This is a genomic window from Streptomyces sp. NPDC001750 (assembly GCF_042892615.1).
In the GTDB taxonomy this organism is placed as follows: domain Bacteria; phylum Actinomycetota; class Actinomycetes; order Streptomycetales; family Streptomycetaceae; genus Streptomyces.
In genome coordinates, this window is the sequence record NZ_JBIAUE010000006.1 from 12,613 (window position 1) to 38,360 (window position 25,748).

The 25,748-nt window shown below is 72.5% G+C and carries 24 protein-coding genes and 1 pseudogene; 20 read left to right on the forward strand and 5 right to left on the reverse strand.

What is annotated here, in order from left to right:
* Positions 1–403: 403 nt before the first annotated feature.
* The 10 genes and pseudogenes from ACFYY6_RS12020 to ACFYY6_RS12065 form a co-directional block, all read left to right on the forward strand.
* On the forward strand, positions 404–1,522 hold the full coding sequence (locus ACFYY6_RS12020; RefSeq protein ID WP_351523306.1) for a ParA family protein: 1,119 nt from the start codon (positions 404–406) through the stop codon (positions 1,520–1,522).
* Positions 1,519–2,109 (forward strand): hypothetical protein, encoded by a 591-nt coding sequence (locus ACFYY6_RS12025; protein ID WP_351523342.1) that lies wholly within the window; start codon positions 1,519–1,521, stop codon positions 2,107–2,109. The genes ACFYY6_RS12020 and ACFYY6_RS12025 overlap by 4 nt, the downstream gene beginning before the upstream one ends.
* Positions 2,110–2,241: 132 nt before the next feature.
* Positions 2,242–3,465 (forward strand): segregation/condensation protein A, encoded by a 1,224-nt coding sequence (locus ACFYY6_RS12030; RefSeq protein WP_389192916.1) that lies wholly within the window; start codon positions 2,242–2,244, stop codon positions 3,463–3,465.
* Positions 3,462–4,109, forward strand: coding sequence for an SMC-Scp complex subunit ScpB (gene scpB, locus ACFYY6_RS12035; RefSeq protein WP_389192919.1), 648 nt, complete (start codon positions 3,462–3,464; stop codon positions 4,107–4,109). Before ACFYY6_RS12030 ends, scpB begins: the two co-directional genes overlap by 4 nt.
* Entirely contained in the window at positions 4,109–5,215 is a 1,107-nt protein-coding gene (locus tag ACFYY6_RS12040) for a pseudouridine synthase (RefSeq protein WP_351523312.1), read from the forward strand. The genes scpB and ACFYY6_RS12040 overlap by 1 nt, the downstream gene beginning before the upstream one ends.
* A 220-nt stretch (positions 5,216–5,435) precedes the next feature.
* Positions 5,436–6,095 (forward strand): nicotinamide riboside transporter PnuC, encoded by a 660-nt coding sequence (pnuC, locus tag ACFYY6_RS12045; RefSeq protein WP_389192922.1) that lies wholly within the window; start codon positions 5,436–5,438, stop codon positions 6,093–6,095.
* The gene (locus ACFYY6_RS12050) at positions 6,092–7,171 is read left to right on the forward strand and encodes an AAA family ATPase (RefSeq protein WP_351523316.1); all 1,080 of its coding nucleotides are present in this window, start codon (positions 6,092–6,094) and stop codon (positions 7,169–7,171) included. Before pnuC ends, ACFYY6_RS12050 begins: the two co-directional genes overlap by 4 nt.
* Positions 7,168–7,902, forward strand: coding sequence for an NUDIX domain-containing protein (locus ACFYY6_RS12055; RefSeq protein WP_351523318.1), 735 nt, complete (start codon positions 7,168–7,170; stop codon positions 7,900–7,902). Before ACFYY6_RS12050 ends, ACFYY6_RS12055 begins: the two co-directional genes overlap by 4 nt.
* Before the next feature lie 119 nt (positions 7,903–8,021).
* Complete coding sequence (locus ACFYY6_RS12060; protein WP_351523320.1) at positions 8,022–9,044, forward strand: ADP-ribosylglycohydrolase family protein; 1,023 nt, start codon at positions 8,022–8,024, stop codon at positions 9,042–9,044.
* Between the two features lie 3 nt (positions 9,045–9,047).
* Positions 9,048–9,524: pseudogene (locus ACFYY6_RS12065) on the forward strand (DNA polymerase beta superfamily protein); the annotation flags it as partial.
* A gap of 11 nt (positions 9,525–9,535) precedes the next feature.
* On the opposite strand, the gene ACFYY6_RS12070 reads toward ACFYY6_RS12065, so the two are convergent.
* A complete protein-coding gene (locus ACFYY6_RS12070) occupies positions 9,536–10,240 on the reverse strand; it encodes a DNA polymerase beta superfamily protein (protein WP_389192925.1) in 705 nt (234 codons plus the stop codon).
* Between the two features lie 626 nt (positions 10,241–10,866).
* Between ACFYY6_RS12070 and aroH the strand changes: the two genes are divergently transcribed.
* From aroH to der, 5 genes are all read left to right on the forward strand, one after another.
* Positions 10,867–11,229, forward strand: coding sequence for a chorismate mutase (aroH, locus tag ACFYY6_RS12075; RefSeq protein WP_351523326.1), 363 nt, complete (start codon positions 10,867–10,869; stop codon positions 11,227–11,229).
* Complete coding sequence (locus ACFYY6_RS12080) at positions 11,226–12,311, forward strand: prephenate dehydrogenase (RefSeq protein ID WP_351523328.1); 1,086 nt, start codon at positions 11,226–11,228, stop codon at positions 12,309–12,311. The genes aroH and ACFYY6_RS12080 overlap by 4 nt, the downstream gene beginning before the upstream one ends.
* A 184-nt stretch (positions 12,312–12,495) precedes the next feature.
* A complete protein-coding gene (cmk, locus tag ACFYY6_RS12085) occupies positions 12,496–13,212 on the forward strand; it encodes a (d)CMP kinase (protein ID WP_351523330.1) in 717 nt (238 codons plus the stop codon).
* Between the two features lie 68 nt (positions 13,213–13,280).
* Entirely contained in the window at positions 13,281–13,868 is a 588-nt protein-coding gene (locus ACFYY6_RS12090; RefSeq protein WP_386610169.1) for a lysophospholipid acyltransferase family protein, read from the forward strand.
* 110 nt (positions 13,869–13,978) lie between these two features.
* Entirely contained in the window at positions 13,979–15,448 is a 1,470-nt protein-coding gene (gene der, locus ACFYY6_RS12095) for a ribosome biogenesis GTPase Der (RefSeq protein ID WP_351523334.1), read from the forward strand.
* 219 nt (positions 15,449–15,667) lie between these two features.
* Here der and ACFYY6_RS12100 read toward each other — a convergent pair whose 3' ends face one another.
* Together ACFYY6_RS12100 and ACFYY6_RS12105 are read right to left on the reverse strand one after the other, a co-directional pair.
* The gene (locus ACFYY6_RS12100; protein ID WP_351523336.1) at positions 15,668–16,036 is read right to left on the reverse strand and encodes a hypothetical protein; all 369 of its coding nucleotides are present in this window, start codon (positions 16,034–16,036) and stop codon (positions 15,668–15,670) included.
* A 188-nt stretch (positions 16,037–16,224) separates the two neighbouring features.
* Positions 16,225–17,025, reverse strand: a complete 801-nt coding sequence (locus ACFYY6_RS12105; protein ID WP_351525990.1) for a hypothetical protein — start codon at positions 17,023–17,025, stop codon at positions 16,225–16,227.
* 355 nt (positions 17,026–17,380) lie between these two features.
* Between ACFYY6_RS12105 and ACFYY6_RS12110 the strand changes: the two genes are divergently transcribed.
* From ACFYY6_RS12110 to ACFYY6_RS12120, 3 genes are all read left to right on the forward strand, one after another.
* Positions 17,381–18,664, forward strand: a complete 1,284-nt coding sequence (locus ACFYY6_RS12110; protein WP_351525988.1) for a glycosyltransferase family 4 protein — start codon at positions 17,381–17,383, stop codon at positions 18,662–18,664.
* Complete coding sequence (locus tag ACFYY6_RS12115) at positions 18,661–19,542, forward strand: transferase (protein ID WP_351525986.1); 882 nt, start codon at positions 18,661–18,663, stop codon at positions 19,540–19,542. Before ACFYY6_RS12110 ends, ACFYY6_RS12115 begins: the two co-directional genes overlap by 4 nt.
* A gap of 511 nt (positions 19,543–20,053) precedes the next feature.
* Positions 20,054–20,269 carry an I78 family peptidase inhibitor gene (locus ACFYY6_RS12120; RefSeq protein WP_351525984.1) on the forward strand — a complete coding sequence of 72 codons (216 nt, stop codon included), beginning with the start codon at positions 20,054–20,056 and terminating at the stop codon, positions 20,267–20,269.
* A gap of 97 nt (positions 20,270–20,366) precedes the next feature.
* Here ACFYY6_RS12120 and ACFYY6_RS12125 read toward each other — a convergent pair whose 3' ends face one another.
* Positions 20,367–21,404, reverse strand: coding sequence for a phosphatase PAP2 family protein (locus ACFYY6_RS12125; protein ID WP_351525876.1), 1,038 nt, complete (start codon positions 21,402–21,404; stop codon positions 20,367–20,369).
* Between the two features lie 540 nt (positions 21,405–21,944).
* Here ACFYY6_RS12125 and ACFYY6_RS12130 point away from each other — a divergent pair.
* Together ACFYY6_RS12130 and ACFYY6_RS12135 are read left to right on the forward strand one after the other, a co-directional pair.
* Complete coding sequence (locus ACFYY6_RS12130) at positions 21,945–23,699, forward strand: MFS transporter (RefSeq protein WP_389192930.1); 1,755 nt, start codon at positions 21,945–21,947, stop codon at positions 23,697–23,699.
* A 157-nt stretch (positions 23,700–23,856) separates the two neighbouring features.
* Positions 23,857–25,071, forward strand: a complete 1,215-nt coding sequence (locus ACFYY6_RS12135; RefSeq protein WP_351525872.1) for an acyl-CoA dehydrogenase family protein — start codon at positions 23,857–23,859, stop codon at positions 25,069–25,071.
* 22 nt (positions 25,072–25,093) lie between these two features.
* Here ACFYY6_RS12135 and ACFYY6_RS12140 read toward each other — a convergent pair whose 3' ends face one another.
* Positions 25,094–25,537 carry a cell division protein SepF gene (locus ACFYY6_RS12140; protein WP_351523344.1) on the reverse strand — a complete coding sequence of 148 codons (444 nt, stop codon included), beginning with the start codon at positions 25,535–25,537 and terminating at the stop codon, positions 25,094–25,096.
* Positions 25,538–25,748: the final 211 nt, after the last annotated feature.

Genomic DNA, 25,748 nt, shown 5'->3' on the forward strand with positions numbered 1-25,748 from the left:
TCCGCGGGCTTCGCAGTCCAAGCGGGCCGGGAGGGTGCCTCCCCACCTCCCGTCAACCTCATACGTCGGGCCGGACCTTGCCGAGCAGGGTCCGGCCCGACGCGTGCCCGGACCCGGCCGGCCGTCGTTCAACTCGTCTCGAACGCGGCCCTTCGACCGATTCGTGCCCCCGATAAAGGTGCGTCTCGATGCTCGTGCACTCTTGACAGCGAGGTGTTCGATTGCCGACACGACCGGCCGGGTCCGGTGGATTGTGTTGCTGCGAAGCGGTGACACGCCATAGAGTCGCCAATCGTCGGCATGGTGCCACGCTGACCTATCGATAAGTTTCCTGGTCACTTCCAAGGAGGTAAGACGACTTGTGAATGAGTCGACATTTACTCCCGGGGGTGTTCGTCCAGGGATGCCCGCACGGGGCCGGGGCCCGCACGGGCCGGAGGCTGTCGGCTCCGTCGCTGTCCGCACCTTCGCCACCAACCAGCACATGACGACAGCCCCCCAGATGATGGACGGCCTACACGTGAACGCCATGGCCGGCAACGAGAGTGGCCGAGAGACCGCCCGCTTCGCCGACTTCGACGAGGTGCCCCAGGGGCACTTCTACGACCCCGATGCCGAGTACGAGCCCGATCCGGAGTACGCGGCCACCCTCGCGCCCGACGCTGCCCGCCAGCGCCGCGAGCGGATCGGCCCGACCGGTCGGCCCCTGCCCTACTTCCCGATCCCGGGCCCGCTGACCGACCACGGCCCCGCGAAGATCATCGCGATGTGCAACCAGAAGGGCGGCGTCGGCAAGACCACGTCGACCATCAACCTGGGTGCCGCGCTGGCGGAGTACGGGCGCCGGGTCCTGCTCGTCGACTTCGACCCGCAGGGCGCCCTGTCGGTCGGACTCGGCGTCAACCCGATGGAGCTCGACCTCACGGTCTACAACCTGCTCATGGAGCGGGGCATGTCGGCCGACGACGTCCTGCTGAAGACCGCGGTCCCGAACATGGACCTGCTGCCCAGCAACATCGACCTGTCGGCCGCCGAGGTGCAGCTGGTCAGCGAGGTCGCCCGGGAATCCACGCTGCAGCGCGCCCTGAAGCCGCTGATGGCCGACTACGACTACATCGTGATCGACTGCCAGCCCTCGCTCGGCCTGCTCACGGTGAACGCCCTGACGGCCGCTCACAAGGTCATAGTTCCGCTGGAGTGCGAGTTCTTCGCGCTGCGAGGGGTGGCGCTGCTCACCGAGACCATCGAGAAGGTCCAGGAGCGGCTCAACCCCGAGCTGGAGCTCGACGGCATCCTCGCGACCATGTACGACTCCCGCACGGTGCACAGCCGCGAGGTCCTCGCGCGCGTCGTCGAGGCGTTCGACGACCACGTCTACCACACGGTCATCGGGCGCACCGTGCGCTTCCCCGAGACCACGGTCGCCGGTGAGCCCATCACCACGTACGCCTCGAACTCCGTCGGTGCCGCCGCCTATCGCCAGCTCGCCAGGGAGGTGCTCGCCCGGTGTCACGCCGAGTGAGTCTGCCCGGAGCCGACGAGCTGTTCCGTACCACCGGGGGCATGGGCCTCCAGTCCTCGTCCCCGGTGGACCGGCGGCGCAAGGCGAACGGTGAGGCCCGGGTGCCGGGTCCCGCCGGTGAGAACGACCCCGGGACCGAAGGGTCCGGGACGGGCGCGGCCGAGGCGGCCGACGTCCGGGAGGAGCACACGGCGGCGGACGCCCACGCGGCGCAGCCGCGCGGCCGGGGAGCCGAGGACGAGCGGGGGACGGCGGCCGGGCAGCCGGTGCGCAGGTCCCGGCCGACCGCGTCCCCGGACCGGGAGGCGGCGTCCGTCCCCGCCGTGCAGCAGCAGCGCAGGCGCGGCGGCGGTCGCGGGGCGAACCGGCGGCCCAGCGGCCGGGAGCGCCACGACGAGAAGATCACGGTCTACGTCTCGGCCGAGGAACTGATGGATCTGGAGCACGCCCGTCTCGTGCTGCGCGGTGAGCACGGACTCGCGGTCGACCGGGGCCGGATCGTCCGCGAGGCGGTCGCCGTGGTGCTGGCCGACCTGGAGTCGCGGGGCGACGCGAGCATCCTCGTACGGCGGCTGCGCGGGCGCTGAGCGGGTCGCCGGTAGCCTGCCCGGAGTGCCGCCGCGGCCGGTCGCCCGCCCGGGGCCGCCGCGGGCCGATCGGCCGGACCCTTCGTACGGGCCGCCGCCCGCCGCCCGTATCCCGCTTGCCCCAGGACCCTCATGCCGACGACCGACGAGCCCGCCCGCACTTCCCGCCGCCCCCTGGGCCGCGGCCCGGGCGGCCGGGCCGCGCCGGAGCCCGGGCCGGGGGAGAGGGAGGGCCGGGGGCCCGGGCAGGAACCGGCCCCCGCCCCGCCCGCCGTGGCCGACGTGGCTCCGGGTGGCCCTGCGGCCCATGACGGACGGGCCCCCGACGGGCGGATTCCCGACGGGCGGATCCCCGGCGGTCGCGCCGATGACGGGCGCGCTCATGGTGGTCGGGCCGACGGTGGACGGTCCGACGATGGACGGGCTTCCGACGGGCAGGCGGACGACGGCCGGTTCACCGTGCGGCTGGCGAACTTCGAGGGCCCGTTCGACCTGCTCCTTCAGCTGATCTCCAAGCACAAGCTCGATGTGACCGAGGTCGCGCTGTCCAAGGTCACCGACGAGTTCATGGCGTACATCCACGCGATGGGGCCGGACTGGGACCTGGACCAGACCACCGAGTTCCTCGTCGTCGCCGCGACCCTCCTGGACCTCAAGGCCGCCCGGCTGCTGCCCGCCGCCGAGGTGGAGGACGAGGCGGACCTGGCGCTGCTCGAAGCCCGGGACCTGCTGTTCGCGCGGCTGCTCCAGTACCGCGCGTACAAGCGCGTCGCGGAGATCTTCGACGGCCGGCTGGTGTCGGAGGGACGGCGCTTCCCTCGCACCGTGGGGCTGGAGCGGCACCATGCCGAGCTGCTTCCCGAGGTCGTCATCAGCATCGGGGCCGAAGGCTTCGCCCGGCTCGCCGTGAAGGCGATGCGGCCGAGACCCGAGCCGCAGGTGTACGTCGACCACATCCACGCACCACTGGTCAGCGTGCGGGAACAGGCCGAGGTCGTGGTGGCACGGCTGCGCGGGGCGGGGGAGATCAGTTTCCGGGAGCTCACCGAGGACGCCCCGGACACCCTCACCGTGGTCGCCCGCTTCCTCGCGCTGCTGGAGCTGTACCGGGAGAAGGCCGTCGCACTCGACCAGGACGTGGCCCTCGGGGAACTCCTGGTGCGCTGGGCCGGGGGCGAGGGGGCCGGTCCCGTCGTCACGGACGAGTTCGACGCCGGGAACGGGACCGGGGCACAGGAAGCCGGGAACGGCGCCGAGGCGCGGGACGCGGGGGAGGACGGCGCCGAGGACAGGGCCGGGGACGACACCGGGGGCAGGGCCGGGGCGCGGGACGTCCAGGAGGATGGGAAGGCATGACACAGCAGGGAACCACCGGCTCCGCCGTCGCGGATCTCGCACTGAAGCCCGCTCTGGAGGCCGTCCTCATGGTCGTCGACGAGCCCGCCACCGAGGAACACCTCGCCAAGGTGCTTCAGCGGCCCCGCGCGGACGTCGCCGACGCGCTGCGCGAGCTGGCCGACGAGTACACCGCCGGGCGCCGGGGCTTCGAGCTGCGGCTGGTGGCCGGCGGCTGGCGCTTCTACACCCGGCCCGAGTACGCGGCGGCCGTCGAGGGCTTCGTCCTGGACGGCCAGCAGGCCCGGCTCACCCAGGCGGCACTGGAGACCCTGGCCGTGGTCGCGTACCGCCAGCCGGTCAGCCGGTCCAGGGTCTCCGCGGTCCGCGGCGTGAACTGCGACGGGGTCATGCGGACCCTGCTCCAGCGGGGGCTCGTCGACGAGGCGGGCACGGAACCCGAAACAGGTGCGATCCTGTACAGGACGACGAACTACTTTCTGGAGCGGATGGGCCTGCGCGGCCTGGACGAGCTCCCGGAGCTCGCGCCCTTCCTCCCCGAGGCGGACGCGATCGAGGCCGAGACGCGAGAGGGTGTGCCGTCGTTCGATCCGGACGCACCGGACACCCCCGATACCCACGCAGACGACAAGACGGACTTTTGATGCGAAGCAGTGGCAGGAACAGCGGAAGCGGCGGCGGCCGGAGCGGCGGCGACCGGAATCCCCGGGGTGCCGGTGCCGGTCGCGGCGGTCGGCAGGAGCAGCGTCCCGGCAGGCCCCGGCCGGAGGAGCGCCGCTACGACGTGGGCGCCCCGGGCGGGCAGGGCGGCGAAGGTCCCCGCAAGGGTCGCGGCGCGGCGGCGCGCGGCGGTGCCAAGGGCGGCCCGAAGCCCCCGCAGGCCCGCGACGAACGCGGCGGCGGCCGGCGCGGGCAGGGCGCCCCGTCCCGCCCGCGCGAGCTCGACGCCAAGATCGAGCAGCGCAACCGGGACCGCTACGCGGGCAGGCCCGAGGTCAGGACGCCCAAGACCTTCCCGGGAGCCGAGCAGGAGGGCGAGCGGCTGCAGAAGGTCCTCGCCAGGGCCGGGCTGGGTTCGCGCCGCGCCTGCGAGGAGCTGATCGAGCAGGCACGCGTCGAGGTCAACGGCGAGGTCGTCCTGGAGCAGGGCCGACGCGTCGACGTGCACAAGGACGAGATCAAGGTCGACGGGCTGACCGTCGCCGCCCAGTCGTACCTCTTCTTCGCGCTGAACAAGCCCGCCGGTGTCGTCTCCTCCATGGAGGACCCGGACGGCCGCCAGTGCCTCGGCGACTACGTCACCAACCGCGAGACGCGGCTGTTCCACGTGGGTCGGCTCGACACCGAGACCGAGGGCATCCTCCTGCTCACCAACCACGGTGAGCTGGCCCACCGGCTGACCCACCCCAAGTACGGGGTGAAGAAGACCTACCTGGCCGCCATCCAGGGGCCGCTCCCGCGCGACCTGGGCAAGCGGCTCAAGGACGGCATCCCGCTGGAGGACGGGTACGCCCGCGCCGACCACTTCCGGGTCGTCGAGAACACCGGCAAGAACTACCTGGTCGAGGTCACCCTCCACGAGGGCCGCAAGCACATCGTCCGCCGGATGCTGGCCGAGGCCGGCTTCCCCGTCGAACGGCTCGTCCGGACGTCGTTCGGGCCGATCCCGCTGGGCGACCAGAAGTCCGGCTGGCTGCGCCGCCTCACGAACACCGAGGTCGGCATGCTGATGCGCGAGGTCGGTCTGTAGTCCCGCGGCTCCGTCCGCCGCGCCGCGGCCGGTCCGCGTTCCCGCACCGCCGTTCGTAGCGTCGCGCGCGCTCCCGCGCCCCGTCCGGGGCGCTCCGGCTCCGCCCGTTCCGAGGCCCGCGTCCGGTTCCCGTTCTCGCACGTCGAGCGGGAACCGGACGCGGGCCTTTCGGCATGCCCACTCCTCCTTTATAGTCAGAGTGACTATTAAGGAGGCGGGAGTGAGTCTCGCGGATGTCCTCGATCCCCTGCAGCAACCCCTGGTGACGGTCCTCGGCACCCCGGTCAGCTGGACCGAGGTGCTCGGTTTCGGCAGCGGGGCGCTGTGCGTCTGGCTCGTGGCCCGCCAGCACATCGCCAACTGGCCGATCGGCATCGCCAACAACCTCTTCTTCATCGTGTTGTTCGCCCAGTCCGGGCTGTACGCCGACGCCGGCCTCCAGGTCGTCTTCATCGCCCTCGCCGTGTTCGGCTGGTGGACCTGGACCCACGGGGGTGGACCAGGTGCGCCCGACCTGCCGGTGCGTCGCACCACGCGCACCGAATGGGGCCTGCTGCTCGCGGCGGGGGCGGTGGGGACCTGCGCCCTCACCGTCCTGCTGGACCGTGCCACCGACTCCACCGTGCCCTTCTGGGACGCCCTGACGACCGCGCTGTCCCTGACGGCCACGTACGGGCAGTGCCGCAAGCTCGTCGAGTCCTGGGGGCTCTGGATCGCCGCCGACGTGGTGTACATCCCGCTCTACGCGCACAAGGAGCTCTACCTCACCTCCCTGCTGTACATCGGCTTCCTGATGCTGTGCCTGGCCGGCCTGCGCAACTGGCGGCGCGACCTCGCCGCGCGGCAGCAGCGGCAGCGGCCCGTGGGGGTGACGGCGTGAAGCGCTTCGGGCACGGGCTCGTCCTCGGCAAGTTCTATCCGCCGCACGCCGGTCACCACCATCTCGTGCGCACCGCGCGGGACCGGTGCGAGCGGCTGACCGTCCTGGTCTGCGCCGCCTCCGTCGAATCCGTACCGCTCGCCGACCGGGTGGCCTGGATGCGGGAGACGCACCCGGACGTACGGGTCGTGGGCGCCGTCGACGACATCCCCATGGACCTCCACGACCCGGCGATCTGGGACGCGCACATGGCCGTCTTCACCCGGGCCGTGCCCGAACCGGTCGACGCCGTCTTCACCTCGGAGTCGTACGGGGACGAGCTGGCCCGCAGATTCGGTGCCGTACCCGTCTGCGTCGACCCCGACCGCACGGTCTTCCCGGTCTCCGGCACCGCCGTCCGCAAGGACCCGGTCGGCTGCTGGGACTTCCTCGAACCGCCCGTCCGGGCCGCGCTCGCCCGCCGGGTCGTCGTCCTCGGCGCGGAATCCACCGGCACCACGACGATGGCCCGCGCGCTCGCCGACCACTACCGGCGGCGCGGCGGGGTCTGGGCGCGCACCGGGTACGTCGCCGAGTACGGACGGGAGTTCAGCGAACGGAAGCTGGCCGAGCTGCGCTCCCGGCGGCCCGACGCCCAGTGGGAGGCCGTCACCTTCGGCACGGAGGACTTCCCGCTGATCGCCCGGGCGCAGAACGACGCGGAGGAGACGGCCGCGCGCGCCGGGTCGCCGGTGCTGTTCTGCGACACCGACTCCTTCGCCACCACCGTCTGGCACGAACGCTACGTCGGCGGACGCAACCCCCTCGTCGAGGAGATCGCCGACCGGGTCCCGCACCACCTGTGGCTGCTCACCGATCACGAGGGCGTCGCGTTCGAGGACGACGGGCTGCGCGACGGCGAGGAACTGCGGCCCTGGATGACCGACCGCTTCCGCGCCGAACTCGCCCGTACCGGAAGGCGGTTCGTCGAACTCACCGGGCCCCACCCGGAACGCCTGGCCACCGCCGTCGCCGCCGTCGACGCCCTGCTCGCCGCCGGCTGGGACTTCGCCCCGCCCCTCCCGGAGCGCCGATGACGAGCACCGGTGTCCCCGCGGGCTACGACCCGTACGCCTTCGAACCGTTCGCGGTCACCGTCGATCTCGCCGTCTTCACGGTCCGCGCCGCCCGGCTCGACGTCCTGCTCGTCGAGCGGGGCGAGGACCCGTACAAGGGCTGCTGGGCACTGCCCGGCGGCTTCGTCCGGCCCCGCGAGTCCGCCGAGGACGCCGCCCGCCGCGAACTCGCCGAGGAGACCGGGCTGACCCCGGACACGGCCTCGGCCCTCCACCTGGAACAGCTGCGCACCTACAGCGACCCGGACCGGGACCCGAGGATGCGGGTCGTCTCCGTCGCGTACGCCGCACTCGTCCCCGACCTGCCCGAACCGCGCGGCGGCGGCGACGCGGCCAGTGCCCGCTGGTGGGACGCCGGGGCCACCGGTCCGCTCGCCTTCGACCACGACCGGATCCTCACCGACGCCTACGACCGGATCGGCGCCAAGCTCGAATACACCTGCCTGGCCACCGCGTTCTGCCCGCCCGAATTCACCCTGGGGGAACTCCAGCAGGTGTACGAGACGGTCTGGGGCGTCACGCTCGACCGGCCCAACTTCCGGCGCAAGGTCCTCGCCACACCCGGCTTCGTCCAGGCGGTGGAGGGACCGCCGCGCCGCACCGGCGGACGCGGCAAGCCCGCCGCGCTCTACCGGGCGGGCGCCGCCACCGCCCTGCACCCGCCGCTCCTGAGGCCGGAAGGCCACTCCTGACGCCGGACAGCCGTTCCCGGCACCGCAGGACCGTTCCCGGTCCTGCAAGACCGCTGACGACACCGGAAGACCGCTGACGACACCGCAAGACCGCTGACGACACCGGAAGGAAGAACCACGTGATCGTGACCAGGACCACCACCAAGCAGGCCGCCACCGGAGCACTCACCGGGCTCGCGCTCGGCGACGCACTGGGCTTCCCGACCGAGTTCAACAACGTGCCGTCGATCCTCGCCAAGTGCGGTCCGTGGCGGCAGATGCGGCTGCCGAATCCCGCGTACGTGACCGACGACACCCAGATGACGCTCGCCCTGGCGCGGGGCATACGCACCGCCATGGACCGCGGGCTGCTCACCCCGCTGCGACTGGTCCGCCCGGTGCGCGAGGAGTTCGTCGACTGGTACCACTCGCCCGACAACAACCGGGCTCCGGGCCGTACCTGCATGACCGCCTGCCGGCTGCTCGACAGCGACCGGCTGTGGCAGGAGGCCAGCCGGACCGGGTCCAAGGGCTGCGGCGCCAACATGAGGGTCGTACCGGTCGGACTCGCCCCCGGGCTGAGCGACGAACAGCGCTCCGGCGCCGCCCAGTTGCAGGCGGCCCTCACCCACGGCCACCCGACCGCCCTCGCCGCGTCCGACCTGACGGCCCGCGCTGTGTACCTGCTGGCGCAGGGGGCGGAGCCGATGGGCCTGATCGGGCAGCTGCGCAGTTACGCCTACGAGAACGGCGGACGCTACCTCACGCGCTGGCTCGGCGACCTGTGGCGGTACGCGGGCGACTCGTCCCCGGAGCAGTACATCCGGCGCGGCTGGGAGGAATGCCTCGACGCCCTGGCCCGCGTCCAGGACGCCGTGCGCGACCCGTCCCCGGAGACCGACCCCTGCGAGACCACCGGCGACGGCTGGGTCGCGGAGGAGGCGCTCGCCACGGCCCTGCACTGCTTCCTGCTCTTTCCCGAGGACCCCGTCACCGCCCTGCGCCGGGCCGCCTGCACCCGTGGCGACTCGGACTCCCTCGGCTGCCTCACCGGCGCGTTCGCGGGTGCCCACCTGGGGGCGGGCGCCTGGCCCAAGGAGTGGTCGGAGCGGATCGAGTACCGCAGCGACCTGTTGGCACTGGGGGCGCTCTGGGACGCTTGATCCATGCGCATGGAGACGGAACACCTCCAGGAGGCCGGGCTGCCGGTCACGGACTTCGGCCCGGTCCTCGCCGGGGAACGCGACCCGCTGGTGTTCGTCACGGTCTCCGGGGCGCATCTGTACGGGTTTCCGTCCGGGGACTCGGATGTGGACCTTCGGGGGGTCCATCTCCTGCCCGCGGAGGATCTCCTCGGGCTGCGCCCGCCCGAGGAGACACGCTCGCGGATGTGGGACCGGGACGGGGTCGAGATGGACCTCGTCACCCACGACCTGCGGAAGTTCGTCCGGCTGATGCTGAAACCGAACGGCTACGTGCTCGAACAGCTGCTGTCCCCGCTCGTGGTGCGCACGAGCGGACCGCACGCGGAACTGGTGGACCTGGCCCCCGCCGTGCTCACCCGCCGCCACGCCCACCACTACCGCGGCTTCGCCCGCACCCAGCGGGCGCTCCACGAGAAGACCGGAGAACTGAAGCCCCTGTTCTAAGGCGGTCACCCCTGATCGTGTCGCAGCGCGGACGCCCGGCGGGTGCGCACGAGGAAGTCCTCCACGCGGGAGCGGTCCGGTTGCGGGGGGAGCGGCGAGGTCCGTACGGCCTCGTCGTTCTCCTCCGCCAGACGGGTCATCCGGCGTTCGACCTCCGGCCAGGGCACCTCGCCGCGCTTGACCGCCAGCAAATCCTCCCGGGCCGGCCCCACCTCGATCACGAGCCCGCCGGTGCGCAGCAGATCACGGCCGGTGGTCAGCAGCCGCAGCAGATGCATGGCGTGCTTCCAGCGCGGCGCCCCGTACTGCCGGACGTCCGCCTCCAGCTTCCTGCGCTGCCCCAGCGCGTACCGGACGAAGGTCCGATGGGCCAGCCGGGACAGGAACGCGTCGCGCAGGGAGAGGAGTTCACGGCCCACGTCGTCGATGCGCTCCACCAGCGGCGAGTGCAGGCACTCCAGCACATTGGGGTTGGCGCGCAGGGCCAGTTCGCAGAAGCGTTCCAGCTCCCAGGAGAACTGCTCCTCCGCCGGCCCCTCGACATGCGTCGGCGGCTTGTCGAACCGCCAGAACAGCGGGGTCGGTGCGAGGAAGACGCCGCGCCGGTCGGTGTCACTGCCGTCCGTGGCGAGCCCGAAGGCGCGCGAGCCCATCACACACGAGTAGACCGTGTGATCGCGCACCAGAGCCTCGGGATCGGGGGTGATCATGCCCGCGAGGCTACGCGAGCGGGCGCGTCCCGCGCCGGGAGATTTACGCTGCCCGGACCGCCGCGCCCCCGCCGACGGTCCGGGCCCGTGCGGTGGTCCGCGCCTCCTCCGCGACCGCGGGCCGATGGCGGCTCCGCCGCGTTCAAGTGGCAGAGACCGGGGTTCTGCTCGACATTGTCGATAAAACACCCCTCCGGAAAGGCGGGACCATGGCGGGAAACGACCTCGGCAGCCTGCTCGGCGGACCGCTGGGCGGCGGCCAGGGAGGCGCGGGCGGCGGTGCGGGTTGACCCCGACGGGCGAGGTCCCGGCGGGCCGCTCGATCGAGGAACTGGTCCGGGAGCAGCGACTTCGAGGCCGCTGGGCCCTGTCGTCGAGGTGCCGCCGTTCGGCCCGGGGCCGGGCCGTGCGGCGTCCTGTGCTTCCCCGAGTTCTCGGCTTCGCCCGCACAGGGGAGACCCCATTGATCGCGAGGCTGCGGGGCGCCCGCCCACCGGGCGTGTGCGGGCGTTCCGGCAGCGCGGCGAGGCGCCGCGGCCGTCGTCGGGCGCCCGCCAGGGATCAGCCGGACAGACCTTAGGCTGGTCGCGCGGAAGGATCATGTACGCGAGAGTCGGGAGCACGACGTGGTGGTTCGAGCGGTCCGTGGAGCCGTCCAGCTGGATCAGGACGACGCCGGGCACATGGCCGAGCGGGTCGGCGCCCTGCTCACCTCCGTCCTGGAGCGCAACAGCCTCGTCGCGGACGACCTGATCAGCATCTGGTTCACCGCCACCCCCGACCTGCACAGCGACTTCCCGGCGGCCGCGGCGCGCGGGCTCGGTATCGTCGACGTGCCGCTGATCTGCGCCCAGGAGCTGGACGTCGCGGGAGCCATGCCCCGCGTGGTGCGGGTCCTCGCGCATGTCGAGACGTACCTTCCCAAGTCCGAGATCACGCACGTGTACCTCGGTGCCACCGCCGCCCTCCGCAAGGACATCGCCCAGTGAGAACCGCCCTCGTCATCGGAACGGGCCTCGTCGGCACCTCCGCAGCCCTCGCCCTGGCCGGGCGCGGCATCCAGGTCCACCTCGTCGACCACGACCCCGAGTCGGCCCGCACCGCGGCGGCGCTCGGCGCCGGTACGGACGAGCCGCCCGAGGACCGTGTCGACCTGGCGGTCGTTGCCGTGCCGCCCGCCCACGTGGCCCCGGTGCTGGCGAGTGCCATGCGCGACGGCGTCGCCCGCGGCTACCTCGACGTGGCCAGCGTCAAGGGCGGCCCGCGCCGCGAGCTGGAGGCGCTCGGCGTCGACCTCGCCCCGTACATCGGTACGCACCCGATGGCGGGCAAGGAGCGGTCCGGCCCCCTCGCGGCCACCGCCGATCTCTTCGAGGGGCGCCCCTGGGTCCTCACCCCGACCCGGGACACCGACACCGAGGTCCTCAACCTCGCCCTGGAACTGGTCGCGCTGTGCCGTGCCGTCCCGGTCGTCATGGATGCCGTCGCACACGACCGGGCCGTCGCGCTGGTCTCCCACACCCCGCAGCTGATCTCGTCGATGGTCGCCGCCCGCCTGGAGGAGGCCGACGAGACCGCCGTACGCCTCTGCGGCCAGGGCATCAGGGACGTCACCCGGATCGCCGCGTCCGATCCCCGGATGTGGGTGGAGATCCTCTCCGCCAACCCCGGGCCGGTCGCCGACGTGCTGGCCGGGGTCGCCGCCGATCTCGACGAGACGGTACGGGCGCTGCGCGCCCTGGAGTCCGCCGACGACGAGCGGCGGCGCGAGGGCACCGAGGGCATCGAGGACCTCCTGCGCCGCGGCAACGCGGGCCGGGTGCGGGTGCCCGGCAAGCACGGGGCGGCCCCCGCCTCGTACGAGATGGTGTCCGTGCTCATCAGCGACCGGCCGGGCGAGCTGGCCCGGATCTTCGCCGACGCCGAACGGGCCGGGGTCAACGTCGAGGACGTGCGCATCGAGCACGCCACCGGGCAGCAGGCGGGCCTGGTCCAGCTGATGGTCGAGCCCAGCGCAGCTCTCGGGCTGAGTGCGGCCCTGCGCGAGCGCGGCTGGGCCATACGGCAGTAGGCACTACGGGGCCCGCCCGGGACGGGCCCGTCCCCGGCGGGCGGCGAGCCCGGGGACGGGCCGCCCCGGGCGGCGGTCCCGGGCGGTTGTCCACAGGGGTGCGGAGGACCGTCCCGACACTCGGTAACCTTGTGCGGGGCGGGTTCGCGCGCGCCCCCGTCCGCCCACCCCGTGTACCAGGAAGGTGTCCACCGCCGTGGAAACCGCAAGCGCCGCCGCCCGGACGGCCCCGGCCGCAGTGATCGTCGCCATCGACGGACCCTCCGGCACCGGCAAGTCGAGCACGTCCAAGGCCGTCGCCGCCCAGCTCGGTCTGAGCTACCTGGACACCGGCGCCCAGTACCGGGCGATCACCTGGTGGATGCTGAACAACGGCATCGACATCGAGGACGCCTCGGAGGTGGCGACCGCCGCCGCCAAGCCGGTCATCGTCTCCGGCACGGACCCGGCCGCCCCGACGATCACCGTCGACGGCGCGGACGCCTCGGGCCCGATCCGTACCCAGGAGGTCACCGCCAAGGTCAGCGCCGTCAGCGCGGTTCCCGAGGTCCGCACCCGGATCACCGAGCTGCAGCGCACCATCGCCGCGGCGGCCGAGTGGGGCATAGTGGTCGAGGGCCGCGACATCGGCACCACGGTGCTGCCCGACGCCGACCTGAAGATCTTCCTCACCGCGTCGCCGGAGGCACGTGCCGCCCGCCGCAGCAAGGAGATCAAGGGCTCCGATCTCGCCACCACCAAGGAGGCGCTGATCAAGCGCGACACGGCGGACTCCGGCCGCAAGACCTCGCCGCTGGCGAAGGCGGACGACGCCGTCGAGGTGGACACCACCGAGCTGACCCTCCAGCAGGTCATCGAGTGCGTCGTCACCCTCGTCGAGGAGAAGCGGACCGCGAAGTGACCCGAGCCACCACGGGCTCGCCCTCACCGCGCGGCGCGGCGGTCGGACGCGGGATCGGGATCGGCCTGATGTACGGGCTGTGGAAGCCCCGCGTCCTCGGCGCGTGGCGGGTGCCCGCCACCGGACCGGTCATACTCGCGGTGAACCACTCCCACAACATCGACGGCCCGATGCTGATGGGCACCGCACCCCGGCCCGTCCACTTCCTGATCAAGAAGGAGGCGTTCGTCGGCCCGCTCGACCCGTTCCTGCGCGGAATCGGTCAGCTGAAGGTGGACCGCACGACCGCCGACCGCACCGCCATCACCAACGCCCTCGGGGTGCTGGAGAACGGCGGCGCCCTCGGGATATTCCCCGAGGGCACCAGGGGCGAGGGCGACTTCGCCGCCCTGCGCGCCGGGCTCGCGTACTTCGCGGTGCGCAGCGGGGCCCCGATCGTGCCGGTGGCCGTCCTGGGCAGCACCGAGCGCCGCGGTCGGCTGATACGGGCGCTGCCGCCGCTGCGCAGCCGGGTCGACGTCGTGTTCGGGGACCCCTTCGAAGCGGCGGCGGCGGGCGGCCGCCGGACCCGCGCGGCGCTGGACGAGGCGACGGCGCGGATCCAGGCGCGACTGACCGCCCACCTGGAGGAGGCCCGGCGTTTCACCGGGCGCTGAGGGGCGTCCCGTGCGCCCGCCGAGGGGCACGGGGATCCCTTGCGTAAGACTTGAGTAGTGGGCCGCTCGATGGCGGCCCATCGATGATGAGGCAAAGAGGAACGGACTTCATGAACGACCAGATTCACTCCGGGGGCTCGGACCACGAGCACGGAGCGCTTGGCGACGCCGAGTACGCGGAGTTCATGGAGCTCGCCGCGGAGGAGGGCTTCGACGCCGAGGAGATCGAGGGCGCGATCGACGCCGCGGGGCACGGGCCGCTGCCCGTCCTCGCCGTCGTCGGACGCCCCAATGTCGGCAAGTCGACACTGGTGAACCGGATCATCGGCCGCCGTGAGGCGGTCGTCGAGGACCGGCCCGGGGTCACCCGCGACCGTGTCACCTACGAGGCCGAATGGGCGGGCCGCCGTTTCAAGGTTGTCGACACCGGCGGCTGGGAGCAGGACGTGCTGGGCATCGACGCCTCCGTCGCCGCCCAGGCCGAGTACGCGATCGAGGCGGCCGACGCGGTCGTCTTCGTGGTCGACGCGAAGGTCGGCGCCACCGACACCGACGAGGCCGTCGTCAAGCTGCTGCGCCGGGCCGGCAAGCCCGTGGTGCTGTGCGCCAACAAGGTCGACGGCCAGAGCGGCGAGGCGGACGCCGCCATGCTCTGGTCGCTGGGTCTCGGCGAACCGCACCCGGTCTCCTCGCTGCACGGCCGCGGCACCGGCGACCTGCTCGACGCCGTGCTCGAAGCACTGCCCGAGGCCCCGGCACAGACCTTCGGCGCCGCGGTCGGCGGCCCCCGCCGGATCGCCCTCATCGGCCGTCCGAACGTCGGCAAGTCGTCGCTGCTCAACAAGGTGGCCAACGAGGACCGCGTCGTCGTCAACGAGCTGGCGGGCACCACGCGCGACCCGGTCGACGAGCTGATCGAGCTCGGCGGCGTCACCTGGAAGTTCATCGACACGGCCGGCATCCGCCGCCGCGTCCACCTCCAGGAGGGCGCGGACTACTACGCGTCGCTGCGCACCGCCGCCGCCGTGGAGAAGGCCGAGGTCGCCGTCGTCCTGATCGACGCGGGCGAGACCATCAGCGTCCAGGACCAGCGCATCATCACCATGGCCGTGGAGGCCGGGCGTGCCCTGGTGATCGCGTACAACAAGTGGGACACCCTCGACGAGGAGCGGCGCTACTACCTGGAGCGCGAGATCGAGACGGAGCTGGCGCAGGTCGGGTGGGCCCCGCGGGTCAACATCTCCGCCGCCACCGGCCGCCACATGGAGAAGCTGGTCCCCGCGATCGAGACCGCTCTCGCCGGCTGGGAGACCCGTGTCCCCACTGGACGGCTGAACGCGTTCCTCGGCGAACTCGTCGCCTCCCACCCGCACCCGATCCGCGGCGGCAAGCAGCCCCGGATCCTCTTCGGCACCCAGGCGGGCACCAAGCCGCCGCGGTTCGTGCTGTTCGCCTCCGGCTTCCTGGAGCACGGCTACCGGCGCTTCGTCGAGCGCCGACTGCGTGAGGAGTTCGGCTTCGAGGGCACGCCGATCCACATCTCGGTGCGGGTCCGCGAGAAGCGCGGTCGCAACAAGTAACGGCCAGGGGCCGACAGGGAGCGTCGTCGTGCGGCTTCGGCCACGAGGTGGCGGAGGGAGCCGATGCGGCACATCGGCGGCCGACGACAACGCGGTGAGAGCAGCCGCAGAGCGGCGTGAGCCCGCTCACGGTCGCCCCCGGCCGTGACGTCCGGGCGCGCGTGACGGAGCCCCGGACCGATTCGTGAACGGATGCGGTCCGGGGCTCCGTCATGCGGTTCAGACGCCGCGCGAGCCCGGCGGGAGAGCGGCCTGGGCCCGCCCGGAATGCCGTCCCACCCGCTGCCAGGCGGCGGGACCGCCGGTGTGGGAGGCCGCGCCGCCATGGCGTCCGGTGGACCCGCCGTGCGCGGAGGACGCGCTGTGTACGGACAGGCCGGTGGAGAGGCCCGCCGGGTGACCGGAGGAGTGGCCGGTCAGCGGGGAGCGCCCGCCGAGCAGTCCGAGGCCGAAGGCCACGAAGCCGAGATTCTCCTCGCCGCTACGATCGCCCGGCAGCGCCCGGAACGACCGGCGGTACTCGGAGTACAGCGCGTCGTAGATCGGGGTCTGGGACTGACCGCCCGAGGGCTCCCGCGAGGGGCGCATGGCAGGGATCGGGCTCGGGCGTTGACGGGAGGAGTCGTATGAGTGCACGTATCTGCCAACGACCCCGGGGTCCGTCGGATGCGGGCCCGGCCGAGAATTAACTGTTCGCCGCAGCCTCGGGCCTGTCTTCGGGCCGCCGCACGCCGTGCGGCGGCCCGAAGACAGGCCCGGGCCCCGGTGAGCGCGAATCAGGTCCCGGCCAGCGGCATCGCCGCGGCGACCAGGAGGCCGTTCGCGGCGGCCTTGTCCAGGGCGTCGCGCAGCAGGTCCTCGCGGGGCTGCTGGCCGATCGCCCCCGCCGGGGCGGCGTAGACGAGCACCGTCCGCGTCTTGTTGGCCGCGGTCCGCCAGCCCTCGGTGACCTGGAGCGGTGCGTGCGCCTGCCACCAGGCGACCTGGGGCCCGCCGTCGGTGCCCGGCTGGAGCACGGCGTGCAGCCGCCCCATGGCGAGCAGGATCGACCAGCCGGGCAGGGCCGCGGGCACCTGCTCCATCCGGTGGACCGGCTGGAAGCCCTGCTCCAGGAGCAGTTGGAGGAACTCGTCGCCCCGGCTGCCGTCCGTGCCCGGGCGGACGATCGCGCCCGTCGGCTCGACGACGAGCGCCGGGTGGAGATCGTCGTCGATCAGCACGAGTCCGCTGGTGATCCCGAGGACGGCCTGCTCGGCTCCGATGCCCTCCGGAAGCACCCGCCGGCCCTGCGGCTCCGCCTCCCCACCGGCGATGCTGCGCACCGCGCCCTGCAACTGCTCCTCCGCGACCCTGACGACCTGCGAGGGGATGCAGCTCGCATGGGCGAAGGCGAGGACGGCGGTCTCCTCGCCGACGAAGAGGACCGTGCTGGTGCGTTCCTGTCCGGAGTCGCCGGGGGTACGGCACGAGGTGCAGTCGTAACTGCCTGGGGTGTTGTCGCCGACGAGCAGTCGGTCGGCTTCGGCGTCGCCGATCTCGGCGCGTACGTCCTCGCTGACGTCGAGCATGCGCGGCACGGGTGGCTCCTCGAACTCGGTGCGTGCGCCGGGCGCTTCCCGGCTCATGAAAGGGACAACGGGCGATCCGAGGCAGGGGTCACGCGAGAAAGGGAACGTAATCGAACCATCTGACGTAGAGAGTGAATCTCACGTTCCGAGGGGTGATTACGCCCCATGTGTGCCGATTGATGCCGGGCGAGGTGAGCCAATCTGCTGTGCAGCGGTTCACCGATACATCGATAAATCAGGAAAACAGGTGAACGCAAAGGTGGCTGAAACTGGTCCAGGCACGGAATGAACCGATGGCCGATCCGACCCGTCCTGGCAAGTGCGGCCCGCCGTTGACCCGCCGAACCAGGAGCCATGGCACTTCATGCACATCTCTTTCCTGCTCCACAACGCCTATGGAGTCGGGGGCACGATCCGTACGACGTTCAACCTCGCCGGGACGCTGGCCGAGCACCATGACGTGGAGATCGTGTCCGTGTTCCGGCACCGGGACGTCCCGGTGCTGGGTGCCCCGGGGGGCGTCCGCCTCGGTCACCTCGTCGATCTGCGGAAGAAGAGTCCGACCTACGACGGCGACGCCGCCGACCACGCCCGCCCCGCGTCCGTGTTCCCACGCGGCGACAGCAGGTACCGGCAGTACAGCAGGCTGACCGACGCCCGGGTGGCGGACCATCTGCGCTCCCTGGACGCGGACGTCGTCGTCGGCACCCGCCCCGGGCTCAACGTGCAGATCAGCAGGCAGACCCGGCGCGGGCCCGTACGGATCGGGCAGGAGCACCTCACCCTCGACAGCCACGGCTACCGGCTGCGCCGCGAGATCGGGCACCGCTACGCCCTGCTCGACGCGATCACCACCGTCACCGAGGCCGACGCCCGCGCCTACCGGGCCGGGTTCAGGCTGCCCGGCGTGCGCATCGAGGCCATCCCGAACAGCGTGCCCGTCCCGCGGATCGCACCCGCCGACGGCACCGGCAAGTGGGTCGTCGCCGCGGGCCGGCTGCACCGGGTCAAGCGGTACGACCTGCTTGTCCGCGCGTTCGCCGACGTGGTCGCCGTCCGCCCGGACTGGCGGCTGCGCATCTACGGATCCGGCGACGCGACCGGGAACGAGCGCCGGGCGCTGCTCGCGCTCGTCGGCGAACTCGGCCTGCACAACCACGTGTTCCTGATGGGCGCGGTCGATCCTCTGGAGGCCGAGTGGCCCAAGGGGTCGATCGCCGCGGTCACGTCGGACCGCGAGTCCTTCGGCATGACCATCGTGGAGGCGATGCGCTGCGGCCTGCCGGTCGTCGCCACCGACTGCCCGCACGGCCCGCGCGAGATCATCGGGGACGGCAGCGACGGACGGCTGGTGCCCGTCGGCGACCCGGTGGCGCTGAAGGACGCACTCCTCGGCCTGATCGAGGACGACGAGGCCCGGCGGCGCTTCGGGCGCGCCGCGCTGGCCGCGTCCGAGCGCTTCGACCCGGCGCGGATCGCCGAACGCCACGAGCGGCTCTTCACCGAACTCGCCTCCCGGGTCCCGCACGACCGCTCCCACGGCGCGCTGCGCACCACACTGCACCGGTCCCGGAGCGCCGTGCTGGACGGGGCGTACGCCGTGCGCCACAAGACCGCAGACATCATCCGCAGGAGGAAGTCCGCATGACCGTCCCCGCAGAACGTACGACCCTCGCCGCGGAGCGGCGGGCACCGCTGGCCGACTGCGTCGCGGGCCCGGACGGGTCGATCACCTTCGAACTCGACGTCCCCGCCTGCGGAACCGACGGCCCCGGCTCGGGCCGTGACGGCGGGGAGGCCCCCGAGCTGCTCCTCCGGCTGCGCGGCGGGAGGGGCGACGGAGCCGTTCTCCGGCTTCCCCTGGCCCCGGTGGAGGAGGGGCGGTTCCGGGCGGTGCTGCCGAGCACGGTGGAGCCCGCCGAGGGCCGCTGGGACGTCCATGTGCGGCGGCCGGGCGCGGGCGACGGCGGGGAGACGGCGGTCGAGCCCGGCATCAGGGACCTGCGACTGCTGATGGACCGTGTACCGGAGGGCGGGCGGGTCGCGGTCCGTATCCCCTACCCGACCGCCGACGGTCGGCTCGCCCTGCACTGCTGGATCCGCTCACCGCACGCCGAGGCCGGGCCGGTGACCTTCGAGGGGAACGGGATGACCGTCGAGGGCACCCTGTACGGGGTCGCGCTCGGCGACGGCGCCCATGTGGAGGCGAGGCGGACCGGCGCCCCCGACCGGGTGTGCCGGGTGCCCGCCGACGGGAGCGACGGGGCGTTCGCCTTCACGCTGCCGTTCGACCGGCTCGTGGACGGGCCGGTGCGCGACGAGCGGCTGTGGTCGCTCTGGCTGGTCCCCGGGGCCGGGGAACGGGCCGGAGCGGTGCGGATCTCCCGCCTCCTCGACGACGTGTGGGACCGCAAGAACGTCTTCGTCTACCCGGGCCGCGACATCGGGGAAGGGGCCCGGGCCACTCCGTGCTACACGGGCGACAACGACCTCTGCGTACGGGTCGGACCCGGCCCCGGAGCCTGACCGGGGAGGTCGGGGCGGCCACCGCGGACCGGTCGCGGACCCCGGGCCTGCCGCGGTCCTCGGCCGTCCGTGACCGGTGGGGCCGGAACACCGGGGCGGTCCTCGGCCGCCGCCCGGACGGCGTACCCGTGCCCGCCCGAGCCCCGCCGTCCCGGGATGCCGCCGCCTCTCCCCGCGCCCCGACCCGAATTTTGTGACCAGACGATAAGGGTGCCATAAGGAAGCGTGAATTCCCCGTGGTGCGACGTTCGCCTCGGATATTGGGCGGAGAAATTCCGATTCCTCGGGGCGACGTGATTCCCGCGATTTTTCGCACCCGGCGCATGATTTCCCGAAGTTTTCCGATTACCCTCCGTCGGGGCGTGGACGGTGTGTTCGGGGCGCGTGACGACGCCGGAACCGATGTCGTGATCCTGTGACACAAGTGTGACCGGCAAGGGATGTGCGGATGACGTGCGACGGATCCGGTCCCGGCTTTCCCCGCGGCTCCCGGACACCTACGGTGAGGGGTATGGCGACTTCGTCGAACCGTCCCGTCCAGCCCCAGGACTCGCCCGGCACGTACGTCGGCCTCGCCGCCGACGCGGCCGAACGGCGGGCCCGTACGCGCGGCTGGACCACCGTCAGATCCGTGCCGCCGGGCACGGTCATCACCATGGAGTTCCGGGCCGGGCGGATCAACTTCGAGGTCGCGGACTCGGTCGTCACCCGCTGCTGGGTGGGCTGAGCCCGGCCGCGGCATGAGTGAGGGCCCCGACCGTGTCGGGGCCCTCACTCATGCCGGGGGGAGGCGGGGTGCGTACCGGCCTCACCGCCCGCGGGGGTCAGCCGCCGGTCACCGGCCGGGCCGACGCCGCTCCGCCGCGCGGCACCCGGTCCGGGTGCGGCGGCCGACGGCTGCCGGTGGGAGTGACCGGGGTCCGCTCCGAGCGCGGCAGATGGACCTGGTGCGACGGCGGGCCCGAGTGGGCGAGCGGCCGGGTGCCCGCGACCGCGGTGGTCGCCGGGGGGCCGCCCACGGCGACCGGCTCCGGCACCGGACCTCCGGCCGGGACGTCGTCGCCGTCCGGCAGCGGGAACGCCTCGGTCCGGGGGCCCGCGACCGGGACGGGTACGGAGGGCACGGGACGGCCGAGCCCCCGCAGGCTCTCGCGCTGCGCGAAGATCCAGGTCTCGGTCCGGGCGATGAGCGGCTCGACCCAGGGCAGCGCCAGCAGGATCAGCAGCCCCGCGGCCCAGCCCAGCAGCACATCGCTGAGCCAGTGCGTGCCGAGGTAGACGGTGGTGAGCCCGACGCCGAGCGAGACGATCGCCGAGAGGGCCGACAGGTAGCGCCTGGCCCTCGGCGTGGTGGCCAGATAGGCGAGGATCCCCCAGGTCACCACCGCGTTGGCGGTGTGACCCGAGGGAAATATGTCGCCGCCGGCGAAGAGTTCCGCGGAGCCGATTTGGGTCGCGTAATGCGGCCCGAGCCGCCCCAGGCCGATCTTGACCGCGCCGACCGTCGCGTTGAGCAGCAGCAGCGCCGCACCGAGCGTCAGCAGGGGCCGCAGCGTGTGCTGCCGCCAGGAGCGCCAGCCGAGCCAGCAGGCGACCATGGTGGCGGTGGGGCCGCGCTGGCCGAGCACGACGTAGTAGTCGAGGAACGCATGGATTTCCGGCCATTGCTGATACGGCCGGAAGAGCATGACCTTCCAGTCCAGCGCCACCAGCCAGGAGGAGACCAGCACGGCGACGACGATGGCGACATAGAACGCCAACGTCCCGCCGAAGAGAGCGACACGGTGACGGCTCATCCGCGGCGGGTCTATCTTCGGCGGCTCCGGCTCCCGGTCCAGGCGGGCAAAGATGTCGGTACGCACCCAATCGACGTTACAGCGAGTGAGTGCGCGACCAGGGCGTTCAGGTCTCTTTGTGATGACGATGTGATGTGGGCTATGTCTCGGAAGGGCCTTAATTCCTGACCCTGAGAAGCGTATCGACACGCTTTTGCGTCATTCATTTCGCACTTATTTCGGAAGGGTGCTCGGTGCGGGCGGAAAATCCCAGGAGGTGTCGGTACGAAAACAAACCGCACCACAGAAGGAAGGACGGACGGTGCCCGTCCGGTCACCGAAAGTTCCCGGGTCGGGCCCGGCGATCGCTCCGCGGGCCGGGGCGAGTACCTTCTGTGCCGGGCGCGGAGGTCGTTCGCGCGGGCCGGAGGGGCGAGCGCCACCCGCCGCTGGCGCAGGCCGCACTCCACGGCCCGTCGAGGTATGAGGTGGACCACGTGTGAGTTCTCCGAACTCGCGTACGCTGACGGATCACTCGCCCGTCGATGCCGGGCCCCGAGGGGCGGCGCGTCCGCCGCGTACCCGGCCGGCCCGCCGAGCGCGAGGGACCTTTTGGGAGGTACATGCATGTCCGGGACGACCACAGCCCGAGCCCGGTCACGCCCGGTGGGCGGCGGTGCCAATCGATGGGTCGTCCTCGTCGTCCTCTGCCTCAGCCTGCTGCTCGTGGCGCTCGACGCGACCGTGCTGCACGTCGCGGTCCCCTCCCTCACCGAGGACCTGCGGCCCAGCGCCGTCGATCTGCTGTGGATCGTGGACGCCTACCCGCTGGTCTGTGCCTCGCTGCTGATCCTCTTCGGGACGCTCGGCGACCGGGTCGGCCGCCGCCGCGTCCTGCTGCTCGGTTACGCGCTCTTCGGCATCGCCTCCGGGATCGCCGCGCTGGCCGACACCCCCGGCTTGCTCATAGCGGCGCGCGCCCTGCTCGGCGTCGGCGGGGCGATGATCATGCCCGCCACGCTGTCGATCCTCCGCCAGGTCTTCCCCGACCGCCGTGAGCGGGCCGTGGCGATCGGCGTCTGGTCGGCGGTCGCCGCCGTCGGGGCCGCCACCGGGCCCGTGGTCGGCGGCTTCCTCGTCGAGCACTTCTGGTGGGGCTCGGTCTTCCTGATCAACATCCCGCTGATGGCCCTGGTGCTGCCCGTCGGCCGCCTGCTGCTGCCCGAGTCGCGTGGCGGTGGCGACGGCCCGTGGGACGTGTTCGGCGCACTGATGGCCGCGGCGGGGGTGCTCGGCGTGGTGCTCGGAGTGAAGCGGGCGGGTGCCGGGGAGGGGCTGCTCAGCCCGACCGCGCTGGTCCCGCTGCTCGTCGGGGCGGTGCTGCTCGTCCTGTTCGCGCGCCGCCAGAAGCGGCGAACGCATCCGCTGATCGACATCGGGATGTTCGCCAGGCCCGCCTTCTCCACCGCGGTCGGCTGCATCGTCGTCGCGATGCTGGCCCTGGTCGGGCTGCAGCTGATAGCCGTGCAGTACCTCCAGCTCGTCCTCGGCCTGAGCCCGTTGGAGACCGGTCTGCGGCTGCTGCCGCTCACGTTCGCCGCCATGGCGGCGGGCGCCACCGGCTCGTACACCCTGCACCGCGTCGGGCCGCGCCGGATGGTCGGCTGGGGTTTCGTGCTCACCGCCGCCTCGGTGCTGGTCCTGACCGCGATGGGCCGGCACGACCGGCCCGCCCTGCTGGCCGCGGCCTTCGTCGCACTCGGCTTCGGGCTCCAGACCACGCTCTTCGGGGCGTACGAATCCATGCTCAGCGACGCCCCGGCCGACCGGGCGGGCGGCGCGGCGGCCATCGGCGAGACCTCCTACCAGCTCGGCGCGGGCATGGGCATCGCCTTTCTCGGCAGCGTCATGAACGCCGCCTACGCCCCCGGACTCGCGAAGCTGTCCGACAAGGGCGTCTCCGCCGCCGACAGGGAGGCCGCCGCGCACTCCCTCGGCGAGGCGTACCAGGTGGCCGACAGGATCGGCGGTCCGCTGGGGGAGTCGCTGCGGACCACGGCCTGCGGCTCCTTCATCACGGGACTGCACGTCACGCTGCTGGTCAGTGCGGCCCTCCTGCTGCTCGGGGCACTCGCCGCGCTGCGGCTGCCGCGCAGGACGGAGGATCCGGCCCCGTCCGCCGAGCCGGAGGACACGCCCGCCTCCCCCGTCGGACCGGAGGGCCCGGCCACGGCCCGCCGTGTGACGGAGGGGGCCGGTGCGGGCGAAGGGGTTCCCGAGGCGCGTCAGGCCCTTTGCGAGGGCTCCGCGCGACGTACGCTCCCGGCGCCCGCCCGCCGCAGGCCCGCGGAAGCGACCGGCTCTGGACGGGCGGGGCACTGACCCGTAACGTCGCCTCGACGCCATGACCCACACCGCTGGTTCCGGGTCGGCCGGCCCACGGTGCGGGGAGCGGGACCGGCCGGGTGCGCACCCGGCTCCGTGACACCGCCCGCGCCGTCCGGCCCGGCGACACGCGAGCCGCCCGGAGGCATTCCCCATGTCCACCACCCCGTCCGCGAAGCTCCCGCCCTTCGACCCCGCCGACCCCCTCGGCATCGACGATCTGCTCGGCACCGAGGACCTGGCCATCCGCGACACCGTCCGTGACTGGGCGGCCGACCGGATCCTGCCGCACATCGCCGAGTGGTACGAGAACGGCGAACTGCCCGGCATCCGTGAACTGGCCCGCGAACTCGGCTCGCTCGGCGCCCTCGGGATGTCCCTGAGCGGCTACGGCTGCGCGGGGGCCACCGCCGTCCAGTACGGGCTGGCCTGCCTCGAACTCGAGGCGGCGGACTCGGGGATCCGCTCGCTGGTCTCCGTACAGGGCTCGCTCGCCATGTACGCCATCCACCGCTACGGCTCCGAGGAGCAGCGGCGGCGGTGGCTGCCCGGCATGGCCGCCGGGGAGATCATCGGCTGCTTCGGCCTCACCGAGCCGGACCATGGTTCCGACCCGGCCGGGATGCGGACGTACGCCCGGCGCGAGAGCGGTGGGGACTGGGTGCTCACCGGCCGCAAGATGTGGATCACCAACGGCTCGGTCGCCGGGGTCGCCGTCGTCTGGGCGCGGACCGACGAGGGCGGGCCGGGTGCCGGGATCCGCGGGTTCGTCGTGCCGACCGACGCCCCGGGCTTCTCCGCGCCGGAGATCAGGCACAAGTGGTCCCTGCGCGCCTCGGTCACCAGCGAACTGGTCCTCGACGAGGTGCGGCTGCCGGCCGATGCCGTGCTTCCCGGGGTCACCGGACTGAGCGGCCCGCTCAGTTGTCTCGGCCACGCCCGCTACGGCATCGTCTGGGGCGCCATGGGCGCGGCGCGCGCCAGTTTCGAGGCGGCGCTCGGCTACGCGCGGACGCGGGAGCAGTTCGGCAGGCCCATCGGCGGCTTCCAGCTCACCCAGGCAAAGCTCGCGGACATGGCCGTGGAACTGCACAAGGGGATCCTGCTCGCCCACCACCTCGGGCGGCGGATGGACGCGGGCACGCTCCGCCCGGAGCAGGTCAGTTTCGGGAAGCTCAACAACGTGCGGGAGGCGATCGGGATCTGCCGCACCGCGCGCACGATCCTCGGCGCCAACGGGATCTCGCTGGAATACCCCGTGATGCGCCACGCGACGAATCTGGAGTCGGTGCTCACCTACGAGGGGACCGTGGAGATGCACCAGCTGGTGCTGGGCAAGGCGCTCACCGGGCTCGACGCGTTCCGGTAGGACGGTCGGGGGAGCGCCCTGCTCAGCTCTGGTTGAAGAAGCCGTCGGCCGGCCGGCCGACGGCTTCGCCGCTGAGCACCTGGGTGTCGGCCGGGGTCAGCAGGAAGACGCGGGTGGCCACCCGCTCGATCGAACCGCGCAGCCCGAAGGTCAGCCCGGCGGCGAAGTCCACGACGCGCTTGGCGTCGGTGGGGTCCATGGCCGTGAGGTTGACGATCACCGGCACGCCGTCCCGGAACAGCTCCCCGACCGCCCGGGCGTCCCGGAAGCTGTCCGGGGTGACGGTGGCGATCCGACGGTCCGTCTCCTCGGCCTTCCCGGCGGTCGCCTGCACCCTGGGGTCGGTCACCCACGCCTGACCGGTCCCGGTGTGCGCGACCTCGGCGTACTCGTCGTCGTCGTAGTACCGCTCGTCGTTGTCCTCTACGAGGCCCAGCCAGGCACTCGCCCTGCGCACCGATCCCATGGACGCCTCCTCTCACCGCGGTTCCGTGTTGCTCCGCATCTCTTTCGTATCCCTATGGTCGTCCATGATGCGGATCGTGCGCCAAGTGGATAGTCGGCGCGCAGGGGATTCGTGACGGTACTGGTGCAGAAGATGTGGCGGTTCGTCAGGGTTTGCCCTACATCGATGGTCTGAAAGAAAGAAAATGTGATGCACCGGTCCGTACGGGTGA

Bases quoted from the DNA above. Each gene is read 5' to 3' on its own strand.
- ACFYY6_RS12100 (WP_351523336.1), bottom strand. From the start codon at position 16,036: ATGCGCCCCTCGCGGGAGCCCTCGGGCGGTCAGTCCCAGACCCCGATC.
- ACFYY6_RS12040 (WP_351523312.1), top strand. From the start codon at position 4,109: ATGCGAAGCAGTGGCAGGAACAGCGGAAGCGGCGGCGGCCGGAGCGGC.
- ACFYY6_RS12120 (WP_351525984.1), top strand. From the start codon at position 20,054: ATGGCGACTTCGTCGAACCGTCCCGTCCAGCCCCAGGACTCGCCCGGC.
- ACFYY6_RS12090 (WP_386610169.1), top strand. From the start codon at position 13,281: ATGTACGGGCTGTGGAAGCCCCGCGTCCTCGGCGCGTGGCGGGTGCCC.
- ACFYY6_RS12110 (WP_351525988.1), top strand. From the start codon at position 17,381: ATGCACATCTCTTTCCTGCTCCACAACGCCTATGGAGTCGGGGGCACG.
- ACFYY6_RS12070 (WP_389192925.1), bottom strand. From the start codon at position 10,240: ATGATCACCCCCGATCCCGAGGCTCTGGTGCGCGATCACACGGTCTAC.
- ACFYY6_RS12020 (WP_351523306.1), top strand. From the start codon at position 404: ATGCCCGCACGGGGCCGGGGCCCGCACGGGCCGGAGGCTGTCGGCTCC.
- ACFYY6_RS12130 (WP_389192930.1), top strand. From the start codon at position 21,945: ATGTCCGGGACGACCACAGCCCGAGCCCGGTCACGCCCGGTGGGCGGC.
- ACFYY6_RS12140 (WP_351523344.1), bottom strand. From the start codon at position 25,537: ATGGGATCGGTGCGCAGGGCGAGTGCCTGGCTGGGCCTCGTAGAGGAC.
- ACFYY6_RS12115 (WP_351525986.1), top strand. From the start codon at position 18,661: ATGACCGTCCCCGCAGAACGTACGACCCTCGCCGCGGAGCGGCGGGCA.
- ACFYY6_RS12135 (WP_351525872.1), top strand. From the start codon at position 23,857: ATGTCCACCACCCCGTCCGCGAAGCTCCCGCCCTTCGACCCCGCCGAC.
- der (WP_351523334.1), top strand. From the start codon at position 13,979: ATGAACGACCAGATTCACTCCGGGGGCTCGGACCACGAGCACGGAGCG.
- ACFYY6_RS12055 (WP_351523318.1), top strand. From the start codon at position 7,168: ATGACGAGCACCGGTGTCCCCGCGGGCTACGACCCGTACGCCTTCGAA.
- scpB (WP_389192919.1), top strand. From the start codon at position 3,462: ATGACACAGCAGGGAACCACCGGCTCCGCCGTCGCGGATCTCGCACTG.
- ACFYY6_RS12030 (WP_389192916.1), top strand. From the start codon at position 2,242: ATGCCGACGACCGACGAGCCCGCCCGCACTTCCCGCCGCCCCCTGGGC.